The following is an 11,352-nucleotide window of genomic DNA, read 5'->3' as shown; positions in this document are numbered from 1 at the left end:
CAATATGAAAAAAGCCTTTATATTCACATCCTTAATAGCAGTTGTATTAATAGTCATTACTTTTTTGTATAAAAACAGCGGAACTGACAATTCACAAGTAGTGAATGTCTATTCATCGCGCAAAGAAGAATTAGTACGTACTTTATTTGATGAATTTACAAAAAATACAGGCATTAAAGTACGTTACATCATTGATGATTATTCTCAGCTACTTTCACGCATGGAAAATGGCGGTGAAGCTGACTTGCTTTTAACTGCAGATGCAGTGAACCTGATTTTGGCAAAAAAAAGAGGGCTTTTATCTCAAGTGGATTCAGAGATTTTAAAAAGTGTTATACCTGCAAAATTTAGAGATAGTGAAGATTATTGGTTTGGCCTTACAAAAAGAACCAGAATATTAGTTTATAATAAAGAGTCAGTAAATCCTAAAAACTTAAGTACTTATGAAGATTTAGCAAATGAAAAATGGAAAGGAAAAATATTAGTGCGTTCTTCTACAAGTCCATATAACCGGTCATTGATTGCTTTTATGATTGCAAATAATGGTTTTGAAAAGACGAAAGAATGGGTAAGTGGAATTGTGAGTAATATGGCAAGAAAACCAAGTGGTGGTGATACTGACCAAATTTATGCTGTAGCTGCTGGTGAAGGAGATGTTGCAATAGTAAATAGTTATTACTTTGCAAGAATTCTTTCATCAGAAAATAAAAAGAATGTTATAGACAAGCTAGGGGCTTTTTTTCCTAATCGCAATGATCACGGCGTAATGGTAAACATCAGTGGTGCAGCAGTAACAAAAAACGCAAAAAACAGGGAAAATGCTATAGTCTTATTGGAATTTTTAGTAAGCAAGCAGGCTCAAGAGCTATACGCTAAAAAAAACCAAGAATACCCTGTTATTGAAGGCGTTGAAACTTCCGATATACTAAAGTCTTGGGGAAATTATCCACAAAGTGATTTACCTCTAAGTGAACTTGAGAAGCATCTTCTTGAGGCTGTTATGATAGCGGATGAGTGTAAGTGGAAGTAATCCCCAGTGCCACTGAACACTGGGATGAAAGATTTATGCTAATGTACCTTACTCTTGACTCGCTGAACTTTTTCTTCCTTCTAACTTAATTTTGACTTTACTATCTTTTTCTGTTCTTTCACCAAAACAATTGCTGCACAAGAGGTCTATTGAAAAACAATAATAAGAAAGTAGAATAGGTTCAAGTAGTTGAAAAGGAAACTATGCACAAGAGAAGGAATTTGTTAAACATCTCAGACCTTACAGTCGATGATGTAGAAAATATAACTAAGTTGGCTAACCAGTACCTTAAAAAAGAAGCTGCAAATAGTCATATCTTGGAAAATAAGACAGTAATAAATTTATTCTTTGAAGATTCAACGCGTACACTTGCGTCTTTTGAAATAGCAGCAAAAAGCCTTGGAGCAAATGTTGTAACTTTGCCAATAAGATCTTCTTCTATTAACAAGGGAGAAGATCTAAAAGACATGATCAAAACATTAAATGCAATGAATCCTGACTATATAATAATCAGGCAAAAAAATAGCGGTATTGTTAATATGCTGGCTAAGAATGTTAGCTGCTCGCTAATCAACGCAGGCGATGGAAGCAGTGAACACCCAACTCAAGCTCTTGCAGATTATCTTGTAATCAGCAGTCATAAAAAGCAAATAAAGGATCTCAAAGTTGTGATATGTGGAGACATTCTGCACAGTAGAGTTGCAAGGTCAAATATAAGGTTGCTAAAAATGTTTGGAGCAGAGATAAGCTTGGTCGCACCACCAACTTTGATTTGTAAGCATTTTCCTGAAGTAGATTCAGTCCATTATTCATTAATTGAAGGTATAAAGGATGCTGATGTAATCATGCTTTTAAGACTGCAGAAAGAGCGCATGAATAATAGTTGTTTTGTTCCTTCAGAGAAAGAATATTTTCATTTGTATGGACTTGATTCACAAAAGCTATCATACGCAAAACCAGATGCGATTGTTATGCACCCAGGGCCAATAAATAGAGGGATTGAGATTAGCAGCGATGTAGCAGATTGTGTTATTTTACAGCAAGTAGAATTTGGATTGGCAATACGTAAGGCAGTGCTGCACTATTATAGGCCTTGTTAATATTAAAAGATGCTACACAACTAATGCGAAAGAAGGGTTTTTTCATGAAATGACGAGAATGGTTTGAGAATGGCCATTAAGATGTTAAGGCCGAGGATATAGTGTGGAAGTTTTTACGAAAGCCTGAAGTCAATCAACAACCTTGCAGAACGGCAAATTAGACGGCTATCGTAAAAACAGCTTTTTCACCTGGTTGGAACGTGGGGAAAGGTTCGTGGAAGAATGTTGTCGATATTTTTGACATCACGTCTCAATGGCCAAAATCCCTTCCAAAAGTTACGACTGCTTAGTTCTTTATTCATTCTCACAATCCGTGAACGGTTACTTGTTTTTAGCGTTAAGCAGCAAAATTAATAATTTGAGAATTTTCCTGAAAAAACTTACCATAAACTGGTCACAATTTTCTGTGAAAGACAGATATAGAAAGACTAGAGTATCCACCTTAAGTTCATTGAATTTTCTTACCTTTGCTTCTTAACTTGACGCGTATAGTTTATTTAACGCTCCCTAAGTTCGCCATTGCCTGAACGGATACAATTATTTTAACTATAAAAGCGTTTTACTTTTTGCTCAGCATATCCATCATAACTGGCTTACTTTTAGTGATTCATGGAGTTAAAAAAGTCAGCATTGCTCTTTGTTAAAAGTAGTTTGTCACGTAAAAATTCCATTGCTTCAACAGATCCCATAGGATTGAGTATTCTACGCAACACCCATATTTTATTTAGTATAGCCTTATCAACTAATAGCTCTTCCTTCCTTGTTCCGGATTTTGTAATGTCAATAGCTGGAAATATACGTTTATCAGAAAGTTTTCTATCAAGTATAATCTCAGCGTTTCCTGTACCTTTAAACTCTTCAAAAATAACCTCATCCATTTTTGAACCAGTGTCTATAAGAGCTGTAGCAATGATTGTCAAAGAACCACCATTTTCAATATTACGAGCCGCTCCAAAAAAACGCTTGGGTCTCTGCAGTGCATTTGAATCCACACCACCAGTTAGAACTTTCCCAGACGAAGGAATAACAGCGTTATAAGCACGTGCAAGTCTAGTAATATTGTCAAGTAGGATTACCACATCTTTTTTATGCTCAACCATTCTTTTAGCTTTTTCTATTACTATTTCAGCAAGCTGTACGTGACGGTAAGCAGGCTCATCAAACGTAGAACTCACTACCTCACCTTTTACAGAACGTATCATATCTGTTACTTCTTCAGGTCTTTCATCTATAAGTAACACTATTAATTCTATTTCAGGGTGATTTATAGCTATAGAGTTAGCCATTTGCTGAAGCAATACAGTTTTTCCTGTGCGAGGTGGAGCAACTACTAACGCTCTTTGCCCTTTTCCAAGAGGAGCTACTATATCTATAGCACGCATGCTTAAGCCTTTTTTATCATCACCACTATTACACTCAAGTACTATGCTTTCCTCAGGATAAAGAGGAAGCAAATTATCAAAATGGACGTACTTTCTTAATTCACTGACTTCAGTAGAGTTTATACTTTGAACCTTAGTTAAAGTAAAATATCTTTCTTTATCACCAGGTGGCCTTATTTCTCCACATGCCATATCTCCTGTACGTAAATTAAACTTCTTTATTTGCCCGTTAGAAATATAAACATCATCGGTACTTGGAGCATAATTTGCACTTGCTGAACGTAAGAAACCGAAACCATCAGGCAATATTTCCACTATTCCACTCCCTGTGGTTATGCCTCCTTCTTCGCTCATTTTCTTCATTAAGCTGAATATCATTTCCTGCTTTAGCATTCTACCATTGCTTTTACCGTTAGTTGAAATTTTTCTTTCTTCAGCTAACTCTAACAATTCTTCTGCTGTTTTCTCTTTTAATTCGCTCAGATCTAATGTTTTTCTGTTTTTCTCAGTACCTTCATTGACCATCTGTTTTACTGTATCGTTATTGTGAATTTGCTCACTTTTTTCAGGTTGAGCTGTAACCTTTCCTTTTGCCAAAACATCTTCATTGATTGTTGTCATGATCCTCCAAAAATTTTAATTGATGCTTACTAACCTAAAATGTGACTATAAGATAATAAATTAGGCTGAGCTAGTTTTAGTGCGTATTAAGCTTAATTATTATTAAACCCCGTACTTTACTTACATTATACTAATAAACACTAGCAAGTCAAGTTAATTTAATGTTAACAAAGCACAAAAATTTGAGGATTTTCAATAGCTATTCTTTATATTTTTTAACCTTTCTTGCTTCTCTTCTTCTACTTTTGCTTTTTCCACTTCTGCTTCTAAATTTTCTTGACTACATAAGCCAAGTAGTACAGGATCTTGGGGTTTTATATTTTGCATGTTATGATGAGATCCATCTCTTACTTGCTCAACTGTGTAATTTGTTGTACTAATTAATTTAGCTATAACGTTATTATCCAAGATAGGAAATTTTTTTACTAAATAATAAATCGCATCAGGTTTATCTCTACGCCTTGCCGTAGAGGCAAAGCCAAGAATGCTACCAATCGCTTTACTCCTTTTTTTTATATTTTTTATAATCAAATTTGGTACACGGTTTGAATTTTTTTTGCAATCATCGATTTCTTTTTCAGTAATTACCCCAGAAATAATAGGGTTATATTTTTCAACTTCTATTTCCTCATCAGCTATGTCTTGTACTTCTTCAAGGGCCAACCTACAGCATTGTGCTATTTGATTAAAAGTTAAACCAGTGTTGTCTACTAACCAAGCAGCTATTTGCATTAGAAACTGTTTATTTCTATCGTTATTGCCCTTAGAAGATTCCATTGACATCAAAAAAGCATCTCCCATTTAAAGTATCCCTTACTGTTATACAGAGCTAAAATATAAGCTATTAAAACTAAAAAAGCATTAATTTTGTCATTCAATGACTTTTTGTTTGTCACTTCCCACCTCTTAAGTTAATTAAATGCGCTTACGTTTAAGCATATTTCAAACGATTCAAAAAAATATTTTCCCTTCTTAAGGTATAGTATAACTTAGTCAAACATATGTTTCTATTTAAGAAAAGAGTTAAATTTTAAGTTAATATATTGTAATATTATATATATTGGCTAATAAAGCAACAGGTTTACAAGAATTAAATTATCACTATTCTATAATTAACCATTAATTAACTGAGTTTAAAATGAATGTTAAAAATTTTTTCACTAAAGTAACCGTTGTCCTTTTAGCTTGCTTATTAGTCTTCATGGGAATTGGCAACCTTTTATCAGGTGATGATGAAAAAGAAGAGGTAGCTAGGGTTGGAAAAGAAGTTATAACGTCAGATGAGTATAAATCACTATATCAAAATTATGAAAAGCAAATTTCTGGATCTGATGCGAGTAGAGAACAAGTAAAAAAGCTGAAATATGATTTGCTTAACGCACTTATAGAGCAAAAACTATTGTTTAACCTAATTAGTGAGCTGGGGTTGACAGTTGGAGAAGAGTCTATAAAAAACCATATTAAAAATACCAAATACTTTCAAAATGATAAAGGCGAATTTGACAAAAATAAATTCCATGAAACGCTAAATGAACTGCATATGACAGAGAAAGAGTATATAGCAAAGCTAGAGAAAGTTCTGCCTGCAATGATGTTCATGACTTCGTTATTTAAAGATAATTATCCGGTAACTTTTGGCGAGAGAGTTGATGAGCAGATATACAAAAGTCGCTACCAAACTAGAGTGGTTGATATTGTTAAAATAACTGAAGATGCAGTTACAAACATTCCTGAACCAGATGATCAAGCATTACTTGATTTGTACGAAAGAAATAAATCCCATTTTTATTATCCTGAGTATCGAACTGCGCAATATATTTCCCTAGGCCAAAAGTATTTTGAAGATCAAATCAAGATCTCAGATGAAGAAGTTGATGGTATAATAGAACAACAGGAACTAAAAGATCAAAGAGATGTATTCAATGTAATATTTTCTACCAAAGAAGAAGCTGAGACAGCAAGAAGAGCATTTGAGGAGGGTAAAACAAGCTTTGAACAGATAGTAGGAGAGTTTGGCAAAGCAAAACTTGAGGAAACTAGAGTAAATAATATAACTAAGGATTTTTTACCAGAAGACGTGAGGGAAAAGGTATTTGCTCTCAAAGTAGGTGAAGTAAGTGAAGTTTTAGCAAGCAGTTTTGGTTGGCATATAATAAAAGTGGAAAGTGCGCATCAAATCTCTGATGAAGACTTAGTTGATTTAAAAAAAGACATAAAGTCAGTTCTAACTAACCAAAAGTCTTTTGAAAGAGTCAATGATTTCATAAACCAAGTGAACTATAAGATATACAATGGTTCAGAAATTGAAGAAATATTGAGTGAATATAATTTACCTATACAAACTATTGGTCCAGTAGATGCGAGTGGAAAAGATCAAAGCGGTAATAACGTAGGAGATTCTGGTGATTTGATTTCTTTCATTTTTTCGCGAGAAAAGGATCAGAAAGGTTATTTCAAGGGCGTTGGGGACGCTGTTGTTAGTGTAAAAATCATTGATATCGTTCCACCAAAATTGCAAAGTTTTGAAGAAGGCAGGGCATTAGCGGTAGAGCTTTGGTGTAGTGAGTTTATAAAAGAAAGAATGTTTAAAATTGGGCAAGAGGTTGCAGTTCAACTAAGAGAAAAAACAGATTTGGAAGAAATTCAAGGTGTGGAATTAGTTAAAGGTCAGCAGATGCAACGCAATGAAGTGGATCAACAAAACTACCCCTTTTCTTTTGTAGAAGAGATTTTCAATATGAAAACAACTGGTTCAGTGACAGACCCTATTCAATACAATAATGAAATTATAATAGGTGTTCTAAAAGAAATGCATTCATCAAATGGTAAATTAAACACGCTTGACACCGGAAAACGTGTGATGATATCGCTAAAAGAGCAATTAATTAGCTATCTGGAATCAAAGTATAAAGTCGAAGTTAATCACGCTATACTTGATGATATATAGTCAAAAATCTTATAAGTTGCTTCAAACGCATCCAGTGCCGAGACACACAACTGTACGAACATTGCGATTTGAGAGCAATCTTCACTAGGAAGGATGTCATCCCAGTCTGGGATCCAGGAATTTTATTAAGTATAAAAGTAGCCGTTTTATGTTAAAATACAACGTTTTAATGATTATGAAAAGGCTGGATTCCAGACTGGAATGACACCATTTGCTGTGCAATTTACCTTCAAAAATGAATGTTCGTATAGCTGTGCGCCCGGCGCTGCCCTACATTATTGGTAATTATATTATAAGGTGCAAAAGTTGTATAATTCATTTGACTTAAAACGGCTCATTGTATAAAATTGTGACTAATATATGAATAAAGGTTAACATGGTAGTTAAAATAAGGTTGGCAAGGTTTGGCGCAAAGAAACGCCCTTTTTATAGGATAGTTGTAGCTGATTCACGAGCACCAAGAGATGGGCGTTTTATTGAGAAAATAGGACAATATGATCCAATGTTACCAAAAGACAATAAAAATCGTGTTGTGGTGAAGGCTGATAGATTAAAACATTGGCTAAGCGTAGGCGCGCAAGCAACTGAAAGAGTACTATGGTTCATTAAAAAAGGCATAGTAACTTTAGAAACAGAACCAAAGAAAACAGAAAAGAAGAAAGTAGAGAACGAGAAAGCACAGGGACAAGAAGCATAAGTCTCTTTAAAATGCTAAATACTGATTTAACAAATAATGGTAAATTAGACGATGTCGTATCTTCTGATCTATCAGCTATGAAGGACTTTATCTTCAAAAATGTCAATGATGAAGGTGCTAAGCTTGCTACTGATATTATATCTCATCTTGTTAGTTCAGGTGGAAAAAAAATAAGGCCTAAACTAGTTTTTATTATATGTAAAATGCTAAACTATTCTGGGGAGGATAGGATCAACGTTGCTGCATCGGTAGAGTTTATACACAATGCTACTTTACTTCATGATGATGTGCTCGATGAAAGTGAGGCACGCCATGGAGTTAAAACAGCGAATAAGATTTGGGGAAATAAATCAAGCATTTTAGTTGGTGATCTATTGTTGACTCTAGCATTTAGATGGCTTATAGAGTGTGGAAATTTAAATATTCTCTCTATTTTATCTAAAGCATCGCATTTACTTGTGAAGGGTGAAATAAAGCAGATGACAACACGTTTTGACCCCCACACAGTCAGGGAAAATTATTTTGATATCATTGGAGAAAAGACAGCATCTTTATTTTCTGCATGCTGTGAAGCTGCATCTACAGTATCTGGTGCAACAAATGACGAAACAGAGAGGCTAAAGAATTTTGGTTTTAATTTTGGTATGGCATTTCAAATAGTTGATGATATGCTCGATTATACTGCTAATCAAGGCACTTCTGGAAAACAAGTCGGAAAAGACTTTTTCGAAGGTAAAGTCACCTTACCTGCTATTATAGCATACGAAAAGGGCAGTCCAGCAGAGCAAAAATTCTGGGAAAAATGCTTTTCTTCAGCTAGACACAATTTTGACCAAGCATTACACTATATTAATCACCATAATGCCATTCAGCTTTCTATGGAAAAAGCTAGATACTACATTAATATGGCACAAAATGATATTAGTACTTTTTCTGATTCTTTTTATAAAATTACTTTAATTGACTTTTTAAATGCGAGCATAGAAAGACAAATGTAGCTGGTGCTTGATATTTTCGAATTAATTGCTATATATTTATTAGATTCTTAAGGATAGTGATATGTCAGACAGCAGTAAAGAAAAAAAGAGGAAATTTGCCGATATGGTAAATAGGCAGAAAGGTGACGACCAACAAAGTGATAACCATAAGCAAACTGATGATTTAAATGAAGATCTCAATACATTAAAAGAACGTGCAGCTCAGCTTGAAGATCATTTACGCCGTGCTGTTGCAGATAATGAAAACGTCAAACGTATAATGCAAAAGCAAATTAGCGATGCAAGTGACTATGCAGTCACAAAATTTGCACGTGATATGATCGACTCGTGCGACAATTTAAAAAAAGTAATGGAAATTTTGAAAGACGGTGATCCTGTTCATGAGGGGATTAAAGTAGCTTATCAAAAAATTATAAATGATCTAAAAAAACATGGAATAGAGGAAGTAGATCCACTTGGTGAGCTTTTTGATAGTAATTTACACCAAGCTGTTGTGGAAAGAGAAGACAATGAAAAAGAGCCTGGCACTATTATAGAAGTACTACAGACTGGTTATACTATCAAAAATAGGTTGCTCCGTCCTGCAATGGTTATTCTTTCTAAGAAATCTGCTGATTGTGGAAGCGATTAGCATGAGGTAAATGTATAATGACAAGTATTGTCTTTTCAGGTATCCAGCCAAGTGGCGTACTACATTTAGGTAATTATCTTGGTGCAATCAAACAGTGGATAGACTTACAGCATAAATACAAATCTCTTTTTTGTATTGTCGACCTACATGCAATCACAGCAAATAAGCTTCCCGCAAGTGAATTAAAAAGTAATATTTTCAAAACAGCAGCAGCTTATATTGCATGTGGAATAGATCCAGAAAAGTCCATTATTTTTAATCAGTCCACGGTTAGTGGTCATGCAGAACTGGGCTGGCTGCTTGGGTGCTATACACCAATTGGTTGGCTTAATCGCATGACTCAATTTAAAGATAAAGCTGGCGGCGATAAACAAAAAGCCTCTCTTGGATTATATAGTTATCCAGTACTTATGGCTGCAGATATATTGTTGTATCAAACTAAATACGTTCCTGTTGGTGATGATCAAAAACAGCATTTGGAGCTTGCACGTGATATTGCATCAGCTTTTAACAATCATTATAAACTGGATTATTTCATCGTACCTGAAATCTTAACTTTGGATTGCACATCAAGAATAATGAGCTTAAGAGATGGCACAAGCAAGATGAGTAAATCTGACCCTTCAGAATATTCGTGCATTAACCTTGATGATACGGATGATTTAATTGTCAAAAAAATAGAAAAAGCAAAAACAGATTCAATTCTAGGCTTTGATTTTGCTACTTTAGAGTGCCGACCAGAAATAAGCAATTTGATAAACATTTATTCAGTGCTTAGTAATGTAAATGCGGAAAAAGTATGTGAAGAAGTGAACAAACATGACATGAAGCACTTCAAAAAAGAGTTAGCTGATTTAATTATCAGTGTTATATCACCCATACGTGAGAGAATGAATGATCTTTTAAAAGACCAATTCCATTTACGTGAAATATTAAAAAAAGGTACAAAGAAAGCAGCAGAAATTGCAACCCATAATATAAAAGAAATCAAGGATATTATTGGATTTGCTCAATAGACCTCTTGCATAACCTAAGGAATCAATTCAAAATTGTAAAAACAGGCAATAAGGAAATGTTCAAAAAAGTGTGTCAAACCGCATTTTTAACTCAACTCAATTTTCAATCTACCAGGAAAGAAAATATCAAGTTGAGATATAGTTAAAGCCCAATTAGGATAGTCCAATTTTGCTCTGCCTTTTTTATAGCACAATATACCTGTTTGTACAAGCTAGTAAATGAGCCCTTAGTTTTAGTGAATTTTCTAATCTGTCTATGCAGTCCCTCAATAGGGTTGGTAGTATAAATTAGCCTCACGCGAACTTTAATTTTTATATTCCTTCATTAGCATAATATAATTTTGTGCTGATTGTGTAATATGTTTAATTTCTTCATTCGACATTTTTTTGAAGAACTTTGCTGGCCTGCCAGCCCATATTTCCCCACTTTTTATTACTTTTCCATGTGTCACTAGCGAGCCAGCAGCTACCATAGCTTCAGGCTCCACAACTGCATGGTCCATCACGGTAGAGCCCATACCAATAAACGCTTTATCATGCACCATACATGCATGCAACATACAAAAATGTCCCACTGTTACCATATTGCCAATAGTTGTATCACCACCTGGGTTTCTATCCACATGAATTACCGTTCCATCTTGAATATTTGTTCCATCACCTATTTTTATTGATCCAACGTCCCCTCTGACCACACAATTAAACCAGATGCTCGCATCTTTTCCTATTTCAACCTTGCCTATGATATGCGAACCACCTGCGATGAAAGCACTTTCGTCTATTTTTGGTTCATAATCTTTGTATTTTAAAATGTGATACATATTAAGCCCACAGTTTTATGCATATGCTAACCAAAATAAGGTAGGCAGTAAATACATACTTAGATTCCAAGCTACTTGGGTGACAGATGTTCTTGACTTATGCACTTTA

General features: G+C 34.5%; 9 protein-coding genes and 3 pseudogenes. 8 read left to right on the top strand and 4 right to left on the bottom strand.

Features of this window, described 5'->3' with window-relative positions:
* Positions 1 to 4: 4 nt before the first annotated feature.
* The 3 genes and pseudogenes from ACFZP3_RS04415 to ACFZP3_RS04405 form a co-directional block, all read left to right on the top strand.
* The gene (locus ACFZP3_RS04415) at positions 5 to 1,030 is read left to right on the top strand and encodes an extracellular solute-binding protein (RefSeq protein WP_253307261.1); all 1,026 of its coding nucleotides are present in this window, start codon (positions 5 to 7) and stop codon (positions 1,028 to 1,030) included.
* A gap of 203 nt (positions 1,031 to 1,233) precedes the next feature.
* Positions 1,234 to 2,130: an aspartate carbamoyltransferase catalytic subunit gene (locus ACFZP3_RS04410; RefSeq protein WP_253307260.1), complete on the top strand. Its 897-nt coding sequence runs from the start codon at positions 1,234 to 1,236 to the stop codon at positions 2,128 to 2,130.
* A 325-nt stretch (positions 2,131 to 2,455) separates the two neighbouring features.
* A pseudogene (locus ACFZP3_RS04405) lies at positions 2,456 to 2,608 on the top strand (IS4 family transposase); the annotation flags it as partial.
* A 121-nt stretch (positions 2,609 to 2,729) separates the two neighbouring features.
* On the opposite strand, the gene rho reads toward ACFZP3_RS04405, so the two are convergent.
* Together rho and ACFZP3_RS04395 are read right to left on the bottom strand one after the other, a co-directional pair.
* Entirely contained in the window at positions 2,730 to 4,133 is a 1,404-nt protein-coding gene (rho, locus tag ACFZP3_RS04400; RefSeq protein WP_264328936.1) for a transcription termination factor Rho, read from the bottom strand.
* A 192-nt stretch (positions 4,134 to 4,325) separates the two neighbouring features.
* Complete coding sequence (locus tag ACFZP3_RS04395) at positions 4,326 to 4,934, bottom strand: cell cycle transcriptional regulator TrcR (RefSeq protein ID WP_064124724.1); 609 nt, start codon at positions 4,932 to 4,934, stop codon at positions 4,326 to 4,328.
* 334 nt (positions 4,935 to 5,268) lie between these two features.
* Here ACFZP3_RS04395 and ACFZP3_RS04390 point away from each other — a divergent pair.
* From ACFZP3_RS04390 to trpS, 5 genes and pseudogenes are all read left to right on the top strand, one after another.
* Positions 5,269 to 7,080, top strand: a pseudogene (locus tag ACFZP3_RS04390) (SurA N-terminal domain-containing protein); the annotation flags it as partial.
* Between the two features lie 376 nt (positions 7,081 to 7,456).
* Positions 7,457 to 7,777, top strand: a complete 321-nt coding sequence (rpsP, locus tag ACFZP3_RS04385) for a 30S ribosomal protein S16 (protein ID WP_253307256.1) — start codon at positions 7,457 to 7,459, stop codon at positions 7,775 to 7,777.
* An 11-nt stretch (positions 7,778 to 7,788) separates the two neighbouring features.
* On the top strand, positions 7,789 to 8,775 hold the full coding sequence (locus ACFZP3_RS04380; RefSeq protein WP_253307255.1) for a polyprenyl synthetase family protein: 987 nt from the start codon (positions 7,789 to 7,791) through the stop codon (positions 8,773 to 8,775).
* A 61-nt stretch (positions 8,776 to 8,836) separates the two neighbouring features.
* Positions 8,837 to 9,406, top strand: a complete 570-nt coding sequence (locus ACFZP3_RS04375; RefSeq protein WP_253307254.1) for a nucleotide exchange factor GrpE — start codon at positions 8,837 to 8,839, stop codon at positions 9,404 to 9,406.
* Between the two features lie 17 nt (positions 9,407 to 9,423).
* A complete protein-coding gene (gene trpS, locus ACFZP3_RS04370) occupies positions 9,424 to 10,422 on the top strand; it encodes a tryptophan--tRNA ligase (protein WP_264688393.1) in 999 nt (332 codons plus the stop codon).
* An 86-nt stretch (positions 10,423 to 10,508) separates the two neighbouring features.
* Here trpS and ACFZP3_RS04365 read toward each other — a convergent pair.
* Positions 10,509 to 10,717 (bottom strand): annotated as a pseudogene (locus ACFZP3_RS04365) (IS256 family transposase); the annotation flags it as partial.
* A 10-nt stretch (positions 10,718 to 10,727) separates the two neighbouring features.
* On the bottom strand, positions 10,728 to 11,243 hold the full coding sequence (locus ACFZP3_RS04360) for a gamma carbonic anhydrase family protein (protein WP_253307252.1): 516 nt from the start codon (positions 11,241 to 11,243) through the stop codon (positions 10,728 to 10,730).
* Between the last annotated feature and the right edge of the window lie 109 nt (positions 11,244 to 11,352).

This window comes from Wolbachia endosymbiont (group A) of Norellia spinipes (genome assembly GCF_964273535.1).
The sequence above is the reverse complement of the archived record's forward strand: the minus strand, read 5'-3'. Positions and strand labels throughout refer to the sequence as shown.

Coding starts and splice junctions, on each gene's coding strand:
- rpsP (WP_253307256.1), top strand. CDS start 7,457: ATGGTAGTTAAAATAAGGTTGGCAAGGTTTGGCGCAAAGAAACGCCCT.
- ACFZP3_RS04360 (WP_253307252.1), bottom strand. CDS start 11,243: ATGTATCACATTTTAAAATACAAAGATTATGAACCAAAAATAGACGAA.
- trpS (WP_264688393.1), top strand. CDS start 9,424: ATGACAAGTATTGTCTTTTCAGGTATCCAGCCAAGTGGCGTACTACAT.
- ACFZP3_RS04380 (WP_253307255.1), top strand. CDS start 7,789: ATGCTAAATACTGATTTAACAAATAATGGTAAATTAGACGATGTCGTA.
- ACFZP3_RS04395 (WP_064124724.1), bottom strand. CDS start 4,934: ATGGGAGATGCTTTTTTGATGTCAATGGAATCTTCTAAGGGCAATAAC.
- rho (WP_264328936.1), bottom strand. CDS start 4,133: ATGACAACAATCAATGAAGATGTTTTGGCAAAAGGAAAGGTTACAGCT.
- ACFZP3_RS04415 (WP_253307261.1), top strand. CDS start 5: ATGAAAAAAGCCTTTATATTCACATCCTTAATAGCAGTTGTATTAATA.
- ACFZP3_RS04375 (WP_253307254.1), top strand. CDS start 8,837: ATGTCAGACAGCAGTAAAGAAAAAAAGAGGAAATTTGCCGATATGGTA.
- ACFZP3_RS04410 (WP_253307260.1), top strand. CDS start 1,234: ATGCACAAGAGAAGGAATTTGTTAAACATCTCAGACCTTACAGTCGAT.